The organism is Mucilaginibacter aquatilis (assembly GCF_009755275.1).
GTDB lineage: Bacteria > Bacteroidota > Bacteroidia > Sphingobacteriales > Sphingobacteriaceae > Mucilaginibacter > Mucilaginibacter aquatilis.
Window position 1 is genome coordinate 169379 of the sequence record NZ_WQLA01000003.1, and the last position, 16075, is coordinate 185453.

Annotated in this window: 20 protein-coding genes and 1 riboswitch; of the genes, 13 read left to right on the forward strand and 7 right to left on the reverse strand. The window is 40.4% G+C overall.

Annotated elements, in window-relative coordinates; genetic code table 11:
* Window positions 1–103 precede the first annotated feature (103 nt).
* The 4 genes from rplU (at window position 104) to GO816_RS08540 (ending at window position 1992) form a co-directional block, all read left to right on the forward strand.
* Window positions 104–412 carry a 50S ribosomal protein L21 gene (rplU, locus tag GO816_RS08525; protein ID WP_157541222.1) on the forward strand — a complete coding sequence of 103 codons (309 nt, stop codon included), beginning with the start codon at window positions 104–106 and terminating at the stop codon, window positions 410–412.
* Between the two features lie 51 nt (window positions 413–463).
* Window positions 464–883: a 50S ribosomal protein L27 gene (gene rpmA / locus GO816_RS08530; RefSeq protein ID WP_157541225.1), complete on the forward strand. Its 420-nt coding sequence runs from the start codon at window positions 464–466 to the stop codon at window positions 881–883.
* Between the two features lie 69 nt (window positions 884–952).
* A complete protein-coding gene (locus GO816_RS08535; RefSeq protein ID WP_157541228.1) occupies window positions 953–1513 on the forward strand; it encodes a Crp/Fnr family transcriptional regulator in 561 nt (186 codons plus the stop codon).
* A gap of 89 nt (window positions 1514–1602) precedes the next feature.
* Window positions 1603–1992, forward strand: a complete 390-nt coding sequence (locus GO816_RS08540; protein ID WP_157541231.1) for a RidA family protein — start codon at window positions 1603–1605, stop codon at window positions 1990–1992.
* A gap of 56 nt (window positions 1993–2048) precedes the next feature.
* On the opposite strand, the gene GO816_RS08545 is transcribed toward GO816_RS08540, so the two are convergent.
* On the reverse strand, window positions 2049–2309 hold the full coding sequence (locus GO816_RS08545; RefSeq protein ID WP_157541234.1) for a hypothetical protein: 261 nt from the start codon (window positions 2307–2309) through the stop codon (window positions 2049–2051).
* 140 nt (window positions 2310–2449) lie between these two features.
* Here GO816_RS08545 and GO816_RS08550 point away from each other — a divergent pair, with 140 nt between their 5' ends.
* Window positions 2450–3385 carry an MBL fold metallo-hydrolase gene (locus GO816_RS08550; protein ID WP_157541236.1) on the forward strand — a complete coding sequence of 312 codons (936 nt, stop codon included), beginning with the start codon at window positions 2450–2452 and terminating at the stop codon, window positions 3383–3385.
* Window positions 3386–3399: 14 nt separating this feature from the next.
* Window positions 3400–3633, forward strand: coding sequence for a DUF3820 family protein (locus tag GO816_RS08555; protein WP_317163612.1), 234 nt, complete (start codon window positions 3400–3402; stop codon window positions 3631–3633).
* A gap of 9 nt (window positions 3634–3642) precedes the next feature.
* On the opposite strand, the gene corA is transcribed toward GO816_RS08555, so the two are convergent.
* The gene (gene corA, locus GO816_RS08560) at window positions 3643–4773 is read right to left on the reverse strand and encodes a magnesium/cobalt transporter CorA (RefSeq protein ID WP_157541239.1); all 1131 of its coding nucleotides are present in this window, start codon (window positions 4771–4773) and stop codon (window positions 3643–3645) included.
* Between the two features lie 5 nt (window positions 4774–4778).
* On the reverse strand, window positions 4779–5390 hold the full coding sequence (locus tag GO816_RS08565) for a WbqC family protein (protein ID WP_317163613.1): 612 nt from the start codon (window positions 5388–5390) through the stop codon (window positions 4779–4781).
* A gap of 38 nt (window positions 5391–5428) precedes the next feature.
* Here GO816_RS08565 and GO816_RS08570 point away from each other — a divergent pair, with 38 nt between their 5' ends.
* Complete coding sequence (locus GO816_RS08570; protein ID WP_157541241.1) at window positions 5429–6322, forward strand: lysophospholipid acyltransferase family protein; 894 nt, start codon at window positions 5429–5431, stop codon at window positions 6320–6322.
* Complete coding sequence (locus GO816_RS08575; RefSeq protein ID WP_157541244.1) at window positions 6315–7367, forward strand: glycosyltransferase family 2 protein; 1053 nt, start codon at window positions 6315–6317, stop codon at window positions 7365–7367. The genes GO816_RS08570 and GO816_RS08575 overlap by 8 nt, the downstream gene beginning before the upstream one ends.
* Here GO816_RS08575 and GO816_RS08580 read toward each other — a convergent pair.
* Window positions 7336–9834, reverse strand: a complete 2499-nt coding sequence (locus GO816_RS08580; RefSeq protein ID WP_157541246.1) for a mechanosensitive ion channel family protein — start codon at window positions 9832–9834, stop codon at window positions 7336–7338. The genes GO816_RS08575 and GO816_RS08580 overlap by 32 nt on opposite strands.
* 147 nt (window positions 9835–9981) lie before the next feature.
* Window positions 9982–10401 (reverse strand): type II 3-dehydroquinate dehydratase, encoded by a 420-nt coding sequence (gene aroQ, locus GO816_RS08585; protein ID WP_157541249.1) that lies wholly within the window; start codon window positions 10399–10401, stop codon window positions 9982–9984.
* Window positions 10402–10442: 41 nt separating this feature from the next.
* Between aroQ and xerD the strand changes: the two genes are divergently transcribed.
* Window positions 10443–11342 carry a site-specific tyrosine recombinase XerD gene (gene xerD / locus GO816_RS08590; RefSeq protein WP_317163614.1) on the forward strand — a complete coding sequence of 300 codons (900 nt, stop codon included), beginning with the start codon at window positions 10443–10445 and terminating at the stop codon, window positions 11340–11342.
* 13 nt (window positions 11343–11355) lie between these two features.
* Here the strand turns inward: xerD and GO816_RS08595 are convergent, their stop codons facing one another.
* Window positions 11356–11769 carry an OsmC family protein gene (locus tag GO816_RS08595; protein ID WP_157541252.1) on the reverse strand — a complete coding sequence of 138 codons (414 nt, stop codon included), beginning with the start codon at window positions 11767–11769 and terminating at the stop codon, window positions 11356–11358.
* A 167-nt stretch (window positions 11770–11936) separates the two neighbouring features.
* Window positions 11937–12049: riboswitch (SAM riboswitch) on the forward strand.
* A 90-nt stretch (window positions 12050–12139) separates the two neighbouring features.
* On the opposite strand from GO816_RS08595, the gene GO816_RS08600 reads away from it, so the two are divergent.
* The 4 genes from GO816_RS08600 to GO816_RS08615 all read left to right on the forward strand — a co-directional run bounded on the left by GO816_RS08600 (window position 12140) and on the right by GO816_RS08615 (window position 14693).
* A complete protein-coding gene (locus GO816_RS08600; RefSeq protein ID WP_157541255.1) occupies window positions 12140–13276 on the forward strand; it encodes a cysteine desulfurase family protein in 1137 nt (378 codons plus the stop codon).
* Between the two features lie 36 nt (window positions 13277–13312).
* A complete protein-coding gene (locus tag GO816_RS08605) occupies window positions 13313–13948 on the forward strand; it encodes a peroxiredoxin (RefSeq protein ID WP_157541258.1) in 636 nt (211 codons plus the stop codon).
* An 83-nt stretch (window positions 13949–14031) separates the two neighbouring features.
* A complete protein-coding gene (locus tag GO816_RS08610; protein WP_157541261.1) occupies window positions 14032–14367 on the forward strand; it encodes a DUF2185 domain-containing protein in 336 nt (111 codons plus the stop codon).
* A gap of 134 nt (window positions 14368–14501) precedes the next feature.
* A complete protein-coding gene (locus GO816_RS08615; RefSeq protein ID WP_157541264.1) occupies window positions 14502–14693 on the forward strand; it encodes a cold-shock protein in 192 nt (63 codons plus the stop codon).
* 131 nt (window positions 14694–14824) lie between these two features.
* On the opposite strand, the gene GO816_RS08620 is transcribed toward GO816_RS08615, so the two are convergent.
* Complete coding sequence (locus GO816_RS08620) at window positions 14825–15910, reverse strand: mannose-1-phosphate guanylyltransferase (protein WP_157541267.1); 1086 nt, start codon at window positions 15908–15910, stop codon at window positions 14825–14827.
* Window positions 15911–16075: the final 165 nt, after the last annotated feature.

Genomic DNA, 16075 nt, shown 5'->3' on the forward strand with positions numbered 1-16075 from the left:
GCTGTTTATTGCACTAAAATATATTTAAACGGTGCATTGCTAATTTATGTAAGAATGCTTATATTTGCACCTCAAATTTTTAAACAATTAATTATTAACAACAATGTACGCAATAGTAGATATAGCCGGACAGCAATTTAAAGTTGCAAAAGACCAGCAGATCTTTGTACACCGCTTACAGGGAGATGAAGGCGCTAGTATTGAATTTGACAAAGTATTGTTAGCAGAAAACGAAGGTAAATTTTCGTTAGGCAGCGCTTTAAGCGGTGCTAAAGTTTCAGCTACGATCCTGTCTCATGTAAAAGGTGAAAAAGTTTTAGTTTTCAAAAAGAAACGCAGAAAAGGTTACAAAAAGAAAAACGGTCACCGTCAGCAATTCACTAAAATTGCCATCACTGGTATCACATTATAATTGAAGGTTTAACTTGGTGCGGTTTACTCCGTACTGAAAAAATATTATAAAATGGCTCATAAAAAAGGTGCGGGTAGTTCCAAAAACGGCCGCGAATCGCATAGTAAACGTCTAGGTATCAAAATTTTTGGTGGTCAGCCAGCTATCGCAGGTAACATCATCGTTCGTCAGCGTGGTACCCGTCATAACCCAGGTTTGAATGTAGGTATCGGTCGTGACCATACTTTATTTGCTTTGATTGACGGTCAGGTTGTTTTCAAAAAGAAAGCTGATAACCGCTCATACGTATCAGTTTTACCTTACGAAACTGCTGACGTTGCCGTTGCTGTTGCTCCTGTTGTTAACGTAGCTGCCGAAGCTGAAGTAGCTCCTGCTAACGGTAAAGCAAAAAAAGCTCCTAAAGCCCAAGTTGAAGAAGAGGCTCCTAAAGCTGAAACTGCAACTGAAGGTGAAGAAGTTGTTGCTGAGTAATCAGTATTACATAAATAAAACAAAAGGCTTACATCGGTTGATGTAAGCCTTTTGTTGTTATACGCCATTATGTACGCTATACTCAGGCAGCATATTGAAAAGGTAGTTGCACTCACTGATGATGAGTTTGACTTTGTTGCAGCACAGTTTGTCAATAAAAAATTTAGCAGGCGCCAATATCTCTTTCAGGAAGATGAGCCTGTGCACTTCACCTACTTCGTAATAAAAGGACTGCTCAAATTAACTTTAAATGATGAGGCAGGTGATGAGCATATACTCGCATTTGCCATGGAAGACTGGTGGGAAAGTGACTTTCAGGCGTTTTACCGGCAAAGCAAGGCAACAATGGCCTTGCAATGTTTGGAGGATACCGAGGTGCTTTGCCTGTCGCTCGATGGCTATAATAATTTATGCAGTAAGTTGCCAGCCATGGCATACTTCTTTTTAACCAAGGCAAACGGCGGTCATATATCAGCTCAGCAGCGCATTCTATCTCTATTAAAGGGAAATGCCGCCCAGCGCTACGAAGAATTTATTAAACGGTATCCATCCTTAGTTCAACGTGTGCCAAAGCGGTTGCTTGCTTCTTACCTTGGCGTATCGCGCGAAACTTTGAGTAGATTATACTAATTAGATTGTGATTCATTTATTAAAATTGTGATATAAGTCACCGTTTTAAGTTTTGCTTGCAGCTCACCTTTGTATAAAACTTAATACAAATGGAAAAGAGAGTGATAAATCCGTGGACCTGGCAAAACGAGCGTAATTATGTGCAGGCCGTTGAGGTAAGTAATGTGCAAAGCACTTTATATGTATCGGGTCAAACCGCAATAAGTGCTGATGGTATTTCGAGCGATGCCGATATGGAAACGCAGCTTACACTCGCTTTAAAAAGCCTGGAGCATGTAATAACAGAAGCAGGGTTTGAGTGTAGCAACATTGTGCGCCTTAACATATATACCACAGCTACAAATGAACTTTGGCCGCACTTTCCAATCTTTCAGCAATGGATTGTGAAGCATGGTACACAGCAAGCTTTGACGTTGTTAGAGGTGAAAAGTTTGTTTGAAACCTTAAAGGTTGAGTTGGAAGCAACGGTTGTAAAGTAACCGGCTTAAATATTTAAGGCTACCAAATCAATAAACAATTGGTAGCCTTAATGTTATTATTCTTGTATAGGCGACTGCGCTGAGCTGGCAAAGCCTATTTGCTCTGCTAGTTCATCTACCCAGCCACTAAAATAGGGGTCAGTGCCACCAATGCGTTCCCAGTTTCCATTCTCGTTACGTGCAATTATGAGGTGAAGGCTATCATCCAATGATTTAAATTCATAAGCCTGAACGCCGGCATCACCTGCTATTGAATCAACAACGCCTTCTATCTTACTGTCTGATCCGGTTAAAACAGCATCAAATTGATGTTCCATATAATATTTGTTAAAGTATCACTAGTTTTCATACATAATAGCTTTGTTGATTGAATTGTTTGGAGGCTTTGCTTACTACTTTTAGTTAGTTTAAAAAACTAATAGTTACAAATAGGCGTTATAATTGCTCAAGCACTATTATGATTTTTAAAAAGAGCGCAGATTATTTTCAGGTAGCCCAGGGAGTTTGGGGTACACGTATATTGTTTGTTAATGTTTATTTTATAGCTAATCGTCGCGGATTTCCTAAAGGATGGGTGTTGGTAGATGCGGGTATACAGGGTTCTGCATCACACATAATATCAGTAGCCGAGAGCATTTTTGGTACGGGTGCCAAGCCTTCGGCCATTATACTTACTCACGCACATTCAGACCATACCGGCGCGTTAGAGGAATTGCTTAAGCAGTGGGATGTTCCGGTGTATGCGCATGAATATGAGGTTCCGTATATTACAGGAAAATCATCTTATCCGCCTTCAGATCCTACAGTAGGTGAGGGCATTATGTCAATCATGTCATTACTGTTCAGGAAAAAGCCGCTTGATGTAAGCAAGAATGTAAGGATTATTGATATGGAAAACGGCATAGCCGAACTACCCGAATGGCGTATAATTCATACGCTTGGCCATACGCCGGGGCACATATCATTGTTTTTGCCGCTAAATACAACATTAATAGTTGGCGATGCCTTTGTAGCCACCAAGCAGGAATCGGCTATATACAGCATCAGTAATATTAAAAGAATATCGGGCCCGCCAAGGTACATGACAACTGACTGGGTTGCTGCAGAAGCATCGGTTAAAATTTTATCATCAATGGAACCGCGTATTGCGGGTACCGGGCATGGCCCTGTTTTACGTGGCCGCGAGCTGCAGGAAGGGTTGCGTAACCTGGCCGAAAACTTTGTTGAGTTAGCTGTTCCGGCTGGTGGGCGTTATGCCGAAACTCCTGCTGAAGCCGATGAAACGGGTACATATTATGTGCCTCCATTTAGGTCAACTACCAAGTTTAAGGCAGTTGCCGGCCTTGCGGGCGCATTAGCAGGCTTTGCTATTATAAAAGCATTTGTTAAATAGCTTAACTTTGCCGGGTGGAACCTATACAACCCGACTACAAAGTTTTAATAGATATTGTTAAAATGCCGATGCCTTTTGGCAAGTATAAAGGCACTTTGCTGTGCGATTTACCGGTAAGTTACCTGGAGTGGATGCACAGCAAAGGCATGCCTGCCGGCAAGTTGGGCATGATGCTGTCAACCGTTTACGAAATTAAAATAAACGGCCTTACGTCGTTGCTGCAAACAGTCAAATCAAAGGTTGGTTAAACCGGATAATCAAAGCCGGTTAAACCAGCCTTTTTTCCAAAAAAACAATACTTGAATAAGGCCTATGAATACCATAATGCCCACGCAGTATAAATAGCCGTGAGGCTCATACAACTCAGGCATATTTAGCGGAAGACGTTTATTGGTATCGGGATTGGCAGGTGCGAAGTTCATTCCATATACACCCGCTACAAATGTTAGGGGTATAAAAATAACCGAAATAATAGTAAGCACCTTCATAATTTCATTCATGCGGTTGCTTACCATTGATAGATATAAATCTATATTGCTGGCGCTTATCTCTTTATAGCTTTCAATCAAATCTATTATTTGTATGCAATGATCGTATGCATCACGCAAATAAGTTTTGGTTTCTTTAGTAATAAGCGGGCTTTCGGTTCTAATCATATCATTAATCTTATCACGCTCGGGCCAGCTTGCTCTTCGCAAAACAATAAGTGTACGCTTAAGGTGCTGCGTATCATACATAATGCTTTTATCGGCCTTTTCGTAAATACGATCTTCAATTGCCTCAAGCTCTTCGCCAATCTGATTCAATACAACAAAGTACCAGTCTATAACGGTATCAAATAAAGCATAACAAATAAAGCCCGGCCCCAGCTTGTGTATGGGGCTTTTTGGGGCGTTTAACCTGCTCTCTAAACCGTCAAAGTTGTCTTCGTAGGTTTCTTCAAAACTTATTATAAGGTTGTCTTTAACAATTACAGAAAGTTGCGTATTGCTTAACTCGCAATTTTCATTGCAGGTGATTAATCGGCCGGTGGCAAATACATATTCATCATACTCATCAAATTTAGGGCGTTGATGATTATTCATGATGTCTTCAAGCACCAGGTCGTTAACGTCCAGTCTGTCGCCAATCTCCTCAATAAGCTTGGCATCGCCCATGCCGTTTATCTTAATCCAGTGCGTATGCTTATCGCATTCGTTTAACTGATCAAGCACCGTATGTATGTTATCGCCTTCAGAAGTAACCAGTTCTTCTGTGTTATAGGAGTACATCTTTATGCGTGGCTTTAAAGCGCCGTCGGGCACTCTGATCATACCCGGCCTGTCGCCCACGTTACCCGCACGCTTGTGCATGCGCGATGATATACGCTTATACTGTTTACTGGTCATTTAAATTAAAGATAATTCATTGCCTGAGGCCCCTGGTTAAACAGGAGATCGACAATGCTGAGATTCTTCAAGAACCCTTTACGTTCTTCAAAAACCTGAAAGTATGGCTTTTGTTCAAATGCTGCGTCTTTTTTTGGATGTATGCTGTTCCTGTAATCGGCCAGGTTATCATAGGCGCGGTGGTATTCTTCGGTATAGGTAAGCTTTGCCGGTAATTTTAAGAATTTCAAAATCATACTCAGCAATTGCTCATTGTAGTCAAACAGGTACTCAAACTTGTCTTCATAAAATCTTGCAAAATCATCTTCATAAAATTCAAAATAAGCCGACCGGCGGTAGCAGGCCTGCAAACTCATCCAGTGCAATCTTTGCCAGTTAAAGTCATAGCTTATTTTTACATCTTTAACAGCAGTATGTACTTTTGAACCTTTAATTACAGGCACTACCAGGCTCAGTAACCCGTCGGGAGTGTATACATGAGCTCTGTTACGGTATGTTTGTTTGGGAAAGTGTTCGTGCTTTTCAATAAGCACATTACTTTTGTTATTGTTAAGTACGGTAAAGTACTCTACAGGTGGTAAATAAAACATGGGCAGCACGGCTCCGTTTTCCATCATTATCTCTTATGTTTGTAGCTTAATATTTTGCGAAAATAATGATAAAGAAAGGTTTTTCCAGATTGGGTGTAGGTTTGCTATACCTGATTTCGTTATTACCTTATCCTGCACTGTTTTTTATAGCCGATATACTTTTTATTTTGCTATACCATTTAACCGGTTACCGCCGCAAAGTAGTTCAACATAATCTTGCGAATGCCTTTCCCGAAAAATCATTAAATGAGCGTCAGGCTATAGAAAAGAAATATTACCGTTTTTTAGCCGACCTTATGATGGAGACCATTAAGTTATACTCCATATCTGCCGAAGAAACAATCAAAAGGGTTGATTTTCGCGACCATTTATTAAAAGATAATGAAGCCTTTAAAAGCGGAAAAAGTATAATAGCAGCGGTAGGCCATTATGGTAACTGGGAAAGCGGCTGCCTGCGCATGGGGCTGGTTAAAGAAAGAAAATGTATCATTGCCTACAAGCCATTATCAAATAGCATATTCGATAAGTTTTTCTTTGATCTGCGTTCACGTTTTGGAACGTTAATGGTTCCAATGAAAAAAACTTTTCGCACGGTTGTGGCTCACCGCAAGCAGCATACCTTAACCGTATTAGCAGGCGATCAAACGCCGTCGCGCGATGAGGTGACTTATTTTACCAATTTCCTTAACCAACCTACAGCCGTATTCTTAGGCGTGGAAAAGTTAGCTAAGGCTACAGATAGTTTGGTTGTATTTTGTGACGTAAGGCGTGTAGGGCGTGGGTATTACATGTGTACATTTGTACCTTTGTTTGATAATCCAAAAGATACTGCCGAATACGAGATAACCAATGCTCATGTGCAGTATCTGGAAAACGTAATACGAGAAGAACCTGAATTTTGGCTTTGGTCTCACCGCAGGTGGAAATTTAAGCCGGAAGATTTAAACAAACATGAATAAACCTAAAGTTGCTGTTGTTATTTTAAACTGGAACGGCCTCAAATTTTTACAGCAATTTTTACCGTCTGTTTTGCAATCAACCTATCCAAACATGGAAGTGGTGGTGGGTGATAATGGCTCGACAGATGGATCAGTTGAGTTTTTAAAATCACGTTATACTAACGAAGTTACCGTTTTGCAAAATGATGAAAATTATGGTTATACAGGAGGCTATAACCGCATCATTAGCCGCGTCACTGCCGATTATTTTGTATTGCTCAATTCAGATATTGAAGTTATACCTGGTTGGATAGAACCTATCATTGAAATGATGGAGGCTGACGACAGCATAGCTGCCGCAGCACCAAAAATACTTGCTTACCATAATAAAAATCACTTTGAGCACGCAGGTGCGGCTGGTGGTTTTATTGACAAGTTAGGTTATCCGTTTTGCCGCGGCCGTTTGTTTTATGAAATAGAGCAGGATAACGGACAGTACGATCAGTCGGGTGAAATATTTTGGGCTTCGGGTGCGGCGTTATTTATACGCAGCAAATGCTGGCAGCGAGCAGGCGGTTTTGATGAGCGCTTTTTTGCCCACATGGAAGAAATTGATTTGTGCTGGCGATTAAAAAACATGGGTTACAAAATTATGTATTGTGCCCAATCTGTAGTTTACCATGTTGGTGGCGGTACCCTAAATGTTGAAAACCCTTTTAAAACGTATCTCAACTTCAGAAACAACCTTTGGCTAATTCAGAAAAACATGCCGTTTTTCAAGGCGTCGTGGGTAATAAGTGTGCGTATGTGGCTTGACCTGGTTGCACTTATACGCTTTATGGGCGAAGGTAAGCGCAAAGATGCGTGGGCTGTAAGTAAGGCTCATCAAAGCTTTGTACTGAGCTTTTTAAGAAAAAGCAAAAGCAGGAAACCAGCATCAAACAATCTCAACACAGTTACAACAAGTCCGAACCTTGCCGGCATTTATAAACGCAGCATTGTGAGCGATTTTTTTGTGAAGAAGAAAAAAATGTTTACTGATTTAAACCCGAAGGATTTTCATTAGCAGGCGGCGTTGGGGGCATGGGTGCCGAATCATTTTGCGGTACCCTAAGCACAACTTCCTGCGCGGGCTTAGGCATTTCAACCCCTTCTTTGTCAAATTCTTTATAAATAGATGTAAGCACCTGGCTTTTCAGTTGCTCCCACAAATTTATATCAGCGGCCCAAAACAATACCTTAAAGTCAATTGAGCCGGCACCAAGCTTATCCAAAAACACCACGGGTGCGGGGTTCAACATAATATCATCACGGTTTGCGGTAATGTTGCGCAGTATATTTTTAACCTTATCAATGTCACTTCCAAAAGCAACGCTTATAAGCAGTTCAACCTGGCGATTGCTATCACTCAGCGTCCAATTAATTACGTGCTGAGATATAAGATCGCCGTTGGGGATGATGATCTCAGCACCGTTACCTGTAGCAATCTTACTCGACCGCATTCCAATGTCTTTAATGGTTCCGGTACGGTTCGCTACCTCAATTACGTCACCAACCTGTACAGGTTTTTCGAAAGCCAGTATTAACCCCGACACTAAATTGTTTACAATGTTTTGTAAACCAAAACCTACACCCACACCCAACGCACTTATAATAATGGTTACTTTATCTAACGGAAAGCCTGAAGCGCCTACAGCCAGCAAAAATCCTACGCTGAATACGGCTATCCTAACCAGTAATAATGAGGTCCGGGTTTTGCGTTCGAGGCTCGCGTTGCCGCGTTTTTGTTCGGCAAAGTCATAAAAGTAAACTATAATGCGGGCAACAATTGCCGACAGCCATATAACTCCAACAAAAATTACAATGCTGCCAAAGGTGAATAATGTGCCACCCAAATTGCGTGATTGGGTAAGGAAGTTTCCTAAAAGCTCAAATACACCGTCTTCAACACTTAAATTCTGTAACAGCGTTACGCTCCACATTACTACAGCTACAATATATAGTATGCTACGAAAACGGCTTTGAAGTAATTTAAAATCAAGGTATGAACTTATACTATCTTCATCATCTTTGTAGGTCTCCAATTGCAGAAACAAGCCTTGAACCAATATTTGCACAAAGTAGTATAGGCCAATGGCAAGCCAAAAGTTGTACAGTGCAGTTACGCCTATAATTTTGGCAAGACTAAATCTTCCCGCTACGTTTAATATAAACGAACCTGTTTCGGCAATAATCAATAACCAAAGTACAGTTTTAGCAAATGGTATGTGTGGTTGATAAACGGCTCCTATTTTACGTACGTAATTGGCACTCAAGTAAACTGTAACCGCAGTAGCAAATAAAAGCGCAACCCGGTCAACGTTCGAAACCTCTACAAACAAATTACTCACGCCAAATACAAGGCCTAATAAGAAAAGCTTAAATAAAAATTTAAATTGAGGTGAAGGGCAGGTACGGTAAACCAGGCGCAGCAGGCAAAGCGTGGTAATCATGAAAATCACCTGTAAAAAAACTACTGGAGGCTGTGAATACAAGTAAGGTATAACAAGCGATGTTACCAGCAGGGCCGATGTGTAAGGCATGCCAACCACATAAGTAGTTTGCTCAAACACCTCACGTGCATTCCTGCGCTTTTTTACAATTTTGCGCCGGTTTATAACAATCCATAATATAAAGCCCGCTAAAATAAGTATGGCTAAAACATGTATTACCAACTGATCATTAAGCAGCTTGAACAGTTTGAGGTTCATGGTTACCGTACGCTCAAGAGCCGAATTGAATGTAGCATCTTTTGGCGATTGCATATCCCATATGTAACCATACTCGCAGTTGAATGCCTTCATACTAAAATTCCTGATTTTATTATCAATCAGTTCTTTTTGGTCAATAATGGAAATATAGATAGAGGTAAGCTTATTTTGCAGTAACCCAATGCGGAGCATAGCTTTGCGGTTTACCTTATCAAGTTTTTGAGCCCGTGCTTCAATAGTGGAGCGTTGCTGTAAAAATGTAAGCCGTAAAGTACTATCGGCCGGAAAAATACGAAATACGGAATCTTTGGAAATTTTGTTGATGTCTTCGTCAATATCAGCCAGCTTATCGCTCATTTCCATCAGCTGGTCTTGCCACACGTCAAGCCGGTGTTGTTGTTTGCTTAACACATCGCGTATGGCGTACAAATAACGCAGCGTGCCCGAGCGGTCCTTTACAATAAGGCCACGCATGGTAGCAATTGTTTTTTCCAACCGTGGTAAAGCGGCGCTTATATCGGCAGTGTCAAGCCCCTTTCCCAGCCGGTTATTTATCTGGTTAAATGATAGCGTGTAAAATTCTATACGCTGTAGGAGATTATTAGTAGATGTATCAGACGTTTTGTAGTAACGCATCATGGAATCGCGCCTGAGCATTGCTGCACGCAATGAATCAGTAACGGTACGCTTGTGTCGTTTTCGGGATTGTGCAAGGGCATCAAAAGAAAACGCAATTAACGATACAAGTAAAAATGTTAGACCGAATTGTACGCTTTTACGCATGAGTAGCTGCTAAGAAACTATTATCGTGATAGTTACAGCTAATAACAAAAATCGTTTGCTGATTTATTAAATTTTTATGAGAAAGACAGAACGCTTACTTTTAATGAATTGAGAGCTGTGATTAAATAATTAGGCTAATAAATCAACTTAAGCGTTAGTAAGATTCTCTAACGCCAGGCGGTATGAGTCCATACCGAAGCCGGCTATAACACCTTTGCAATTTGCAGCAAGCATTGATTTATGCCTGAATGTTTCGCGTTTGTAAACGTTTGACAGGTGAACTTCAACAACAGGCGTGGTAATGGCAGCAATGGCATCGGCAATTGCAATTGAAGTATGCGTGTAAGCCCCGGCATTCAGGATGATACCATCAAACTCAAACCCAATTTCATGGAGTTTGTCAATTAATTCGCCCTCTTTATTACTTTGAAAATAATGTAAATCATGATTGGCATAACGCTCACGCAGCGTTGTAAAATAGTTTTCAAAACTACTGTCGCCGTAAATAGATTTTTCTCTAACGCCAAGCAGATTTAAATTTGGGCCGTTGATGATCTGTATTTTCATTACCTTTCAAACATAACTATAAATCATTTAAAACAAAACAGGTGGATTGGCGGTGGGCTATAAAAGGTTTTAAAAACTATCTTAAACTCGAAAAATCGCTTTCGGCAAACTCAATTGAAGCTTACGGCAGAGATATTGAAAAGCTGCGGCAATTTGCCGAGGCTCAGCCGGTGACTATAAAACCAAACATGGTAATACTTGCTAACCTACGCAGCTTTTTGCAATGGGTTAATGAACTTGGTATGATTCCATCGAGCCAGGCGCGTATCATGTCCGGCATTAAAGCATTCTATAAGTACATGCTTATTGAAGACTTAATATCGGCAGATCCATCAGAGTTGCTTGAATCGCCTAAAATACAGCGTAAGCTGCCTGATACATTGAGTTATGATGATATTAATAACCTGATTGGTGCCATTGATTTATCAAAGCCCGATGGTGCGCGTAACAAGGCCATGTTGGAGATGCTTTACAGCTGTGGTTTACGCGTGTCGGAAATGACTGAACTCAAAATTTCGAACCTGTACCTTGATATTGAATTTATAAAAGTTACAGGTAAAGGAAATAAGGAACGCCTTGTGCCCATTAGTAATGCCGCTATTAAAGCGCTTAACTTTTGGCTTACCGACAGAAAATTAAACTATGCTATCAAAAAAGGAGAAGAAGACATCGTTTTTTTAAGCAGGAGAGGAAGCAGGCTTACACGTGTATTTGTATTTATGCTTATTAAGAAGCTTGCTCAATCTATCGGCCTAAAAAAGAAAATAAGCCCGCATACATTCAGGCATTCATTTGCAACGCACTTAATTGAAGGAGGTGCTGATTTACGCGCCGTACAGGAAATGCTTGGTCACGAAAGTATAACAACTACAGAAATTTACACTCACCTGGATAGAGATTACCTAAAAAGTACCATCATTCAATATCATCCGCGGAGTTAGCAACGTTTGAAAATCAGGCTAACCGGCTTTCCATTTTTACGTTGCCGGCAAGTAACTTATGTACGGGGCATTTGTCGGCAATGTCCAAAAGCCTTTCTGTTTGTTCGGCAGTCAAATCGCCTTTAAAGCTAATGGCAATTTCAATACAGTGACCGTCTGGAACGGCAAATATTTCCAAATCAATATTTATCTCGTCAACTATCCACATTTTACGGTCAATGTACATGCGTAAGGTAATTGCCGTACAAGTCCCTAAGCTCGATAATAATAAACCAAACGGTGTCATGCCGGTGTCGGTGCCGCCAAGGTCGGCTGGCTCATCGGCAACTATTGCGTGGTTTCCGCTGGTTGCTACAGTTTGGTAATGTGCCCGGGCTATGCTTGCTCTTCCTTGTGCTATCGGCTTTTTATCTTCCTGGTTACTCATTCGGTATTACGTAGGCACTAATTTATGTTGCCTGTCAATGTTAAATAAATAAGCCCGAAAATGTTTTATTAACAGCTACAAATAATCCCTAAATAAAATAATCTACTTAATTAATAGATTTAATAATTTATTCCTATATTTGTGATGTTTAATGACCGTTCTTTGTAAACTTATCCAGAAAGACTGAGGGAAAGGCCCTGTGAAGTCTTAGCAACCTATACAGCTAATCATTGTAAAAGGTGCTAATTCCTGCTCTTGCTTTGCAAGAGGAAGATAAGGTGACAAGATTTACTCTTGTTAATGTATTGCTCCCGGCAGTGCTTTTTGGTATAAGTGAAATTTATTTTAACTAAAAACAAAAAACAACGCCATGCGAATTTACCTTGACAATGCAGCCACAACTCCTATAGATACGGAAGTATTTAACGCCATGACTCCTTATTTGCTTAATTACTTTGGCAATCCATCATCGCTTCATCAGCAGGGCAGGGAGGCGCGTAAGGCAATTGAGGATTGCAGGGCAAGTATCGCTGAATTGTTGAATGCATCACCCGAGGAAATTATTTTTATTTCAGGCGGTACCGAAGCCGACAACACTGCAATTTTTTCTGCTGTTTACGGTGAAGGCATCAAACATGTAATTACCACACGATTTGAACATCATGCAGTGTTGCATACGCTTGAATCCTTACAAGCTAAAGGGGTCATCACAGTAAGCTTTATAAAACATGATGACAAGGGTTTGTTGGACATTGCGCACCTTATTGAGTTGTTGCAAGAGAGCCCACGAAGCTTAGTATCAGTTATGCATGCCAATAACGAAATAGGTAACTTAAATGATATTGAGATAATAGGTGAACTGTGCGAGCGTTACAACGCGCTATTTCATACGGATACTGTTCAAACCATAGGCCATTACCGGCATGATCTGCAAAAGTTAAAAATTCATTTCTTAGCAGCGTCGGCTCATAAGTTTCACGGACCTAAAGGCGTTGGATTTTTGTTTTGCCGTAAAGGGGTGAAACTTTCGCAACTTATACATGGCGGCGGGCAGGAGGGCAGGCTACGTGCAGGTACCGAAAACATACATGGTATAGTAGGGTTAACCAAGGCTTTGCAAATTGCCTATAGGCATCTAAACAAGCATCAGCAGTATATTCAAAGTCTTAAATCTTATATGATCGAACGCTTGATAAGTGAGGTGCCGGGAGTTATTTTTAACGGCAACTCCGCTAACAACAATGGCAGTCTTTACACAGTGTTAAATGTGGGTTTACCGTCTGTTGGCTACTCACGTGGCCTGCTGGAATGTTTTGATGAACATGGCATATCAGTATCAGGGGGCAGTGCATGTTCTTCCGGTGCAGCGTCGCATGTGCTGCAGGCCATATTGACTGATGTTACTAAAGACAACATCAGATTTTCATTCAGTAAATTAAATACCCGTGCCGAAATTGACAAGGTGATTGATGCTTTGATCAACATCTATCAAACTATTGCGGCATAAACTATATTATACATAACACAATTAAAAATTAAAAACATGAGCTTAAGATTAGGCGATAAAGCACCAAACTTTAAAGCGCAGACTTCGGTAGGCGAAATTGACTTTTACGAGTTTTTGGGCGATAGCTGGGGTGTGCTATTTTCACACCCTGCAGATTATACACCGGTTTGTACTACTGAGTTAGGAAGAACAGCAGCACTTAAAGATGAGTTTGAAAAACGCAATGTTAAAGTGGCAGCACTGAGTGTGGACTCGGTAGAGTCACATTACGGTTGGATAAGTGACATTAACGAAACGCAAAATGTTGAGGTTAACTTCCCGATAATAGCTGATGAGAACCGCGAAATTGCTGAGGCTTATGATATGATTCACCCTAATGCATCATTAACAGCTACAGTACGCTCGTTATTTATCATAGCACCCGATAAATCAATTAAATTGATAATTACCTACCCTGCATCTACCGGACGCAATTTCCAGGAAATTTTAAGGGTTATTGATTCACTTCAACTTACAGCCAATTACAGTGTGGCCACACCGGCCGATTGGAAAGAGGGTGAAGACGTAGTGATAACACCAGCCGTTAAGGATGAAGAAATTGAAGCGCGTTTCCCGAAAGGACATACCCGCGTTAAGCCGTATTTGCGCTTAACGCCACAACCCAACAAGTAAGGTTAGCGTTTAATTTAATTAGTAACAAAGGTTCTTTTATTGATTTAAAAGAACCTTTGTTGCGTTTATGCAGTTAGTAATTCATGAGCAAGAATTTCAAACTCAAGGCAAACGACATTAAACAATTGATTGATCCTATGGGTGGATGCCTGGCAACAGATAAAATTACTGTAGACGGCGAACCTGTAGGGTACATGTACCGCGAGGAGCCGGATAATGAGCTTGACAGCGGCTGGCGTTTCTTTGCAGGAACAGAAACCGATGAATACGCCAATAACGTTGACAACGTAATGGTTTACGATGTAAACACTATTGTAAACTATGACCGGGCAATTGCACCCTATTTGCACTTGCCTGCAGGCACCCAATTAGAGCGAAACGCTGACAATACGTTTTACATAATTGATGAGGAGTTGTAGACAAACGAGGCAAAGAACATCTATTTAAACGGATGATTTATATTATCACAATTATGTTAATAAACACCTTTATTTAAATTAAGTTAACAATACGCCGATTATTATAACTATCTTGCACGCTTATTAAAAATATAATGCAAAAAGAAGGAACAGTAAAATTTTTCAACACCGAAAAAGGTTTTGGATTCATTTCACAGAATGGCGGAGACGACGTTTTCGTACATTCAACCGGCCTTATCGATCAGGTTCGTGAAAACGACCAGGTTACTTTCGAGGTTGAGCAAGGCCGTAAAGGTCCTAATGCGGTAAATGTAAGAGTAGTATAATACACTATAAAAATTTAATCGTTAAAGCACTTGTCGTTACGGCAGGTGCTTTTTTGTTAAGCTCATTAAACAACAAAAAGCCCTGCCAATGTAAATTGACAGGGCTTTTTAGTTAGCTTTAAAAGCAATAGTTATATATACTTCGTACCAAACTTTTGTTTAACATCAGCCACAACCTGTTTTACGTTTTGCTCATCTTCTTTAGGGCAAATAAGTAACGTGTTGTTTGATTCAACAACAATGTAGTCATGCAGGCCTTTTAAAATTACAAGCTTATCATCAGGTACGTTAACCATGCAGTTTGATGAATCATACATGATTACTTTCTCGGCTGGTATTACCGCGTTGCCAACATAGTCTTTCTCAACAAGCTGGTAAACTGATGCCCAGGTACCTAAATCGCTCCAGCCAAACTCTGAAGGCAACACATAAACGTTATCAGCCTTCTCCATAATTCCGTAATCGATAGAAATATTGGTGCAACGCTGGTAAGCATTATGTACGTGAAGTTTCTCGTTATCACTGTTGTATACACTGCGTGCTTCCGCAAAAATTTCGTGCATATCAGGCAGGTACTTGTCAAATGCGCTTACAATTGCCTTGGCCGACCATATGAATATGCCTGCATTCCACAAAAAGTCGCCGCTTTGAATGAAGGTTTTAGCAATTTCAAGCGTAGGTTTTTCGGTAAAGGTTTTAACCTTATGAAACTTGTCATCAATTACTTCCTCATTGTATTGGATATAGCCATAACCAGTATCAGGGCGCGAAGGCATAATACCAAGTGTTACCAGGCATTTATGCTCTTCTGCAGTTTTTAATGATGCCTCAATGCTTTCAATAAAACCTGCTTCATTAAGTATCAGGTGATCTGACGGCGCTACCACAATCACGGCATCAGGGTTAAGGCTTTCAATTTTGTAGCAACCATATGCTACACAAGGTGCAGTATTGCGCATAACCGGCTCAGTCAAAATCTGTGCGTCGGTCATATCTGGTAATTGGGTTTTAACCAGGTCTGTATAAATTTCGTTGGTTACAACGTAAATATTTTCCTTTGGGCAAATCTTTAAAAAACGCTCGTAAGTGTTTTGTATTAAGGTTTTTCCGGTTCCTAAAATGTCTATAAACTGTTTAGGGTGTGAGGTACGGCTAATAGGCCAAAAACGGCTACCTATACCACCTGCCATAATGATGGCATAATAGTTTTTATTCATGGTGATGCAGAATGTGATTAAGTGGTGACACTGCGGTCAAATTTGTAAAAAATATTCGGTTTTAATAATAAAAAACCGTTATATTTAGTTATTGATTATTGAAGGTACAAACACAAAAAAATCATAGAAGTTTAATATTTTATTAAAGTTCCGTAGCCCTTGTGC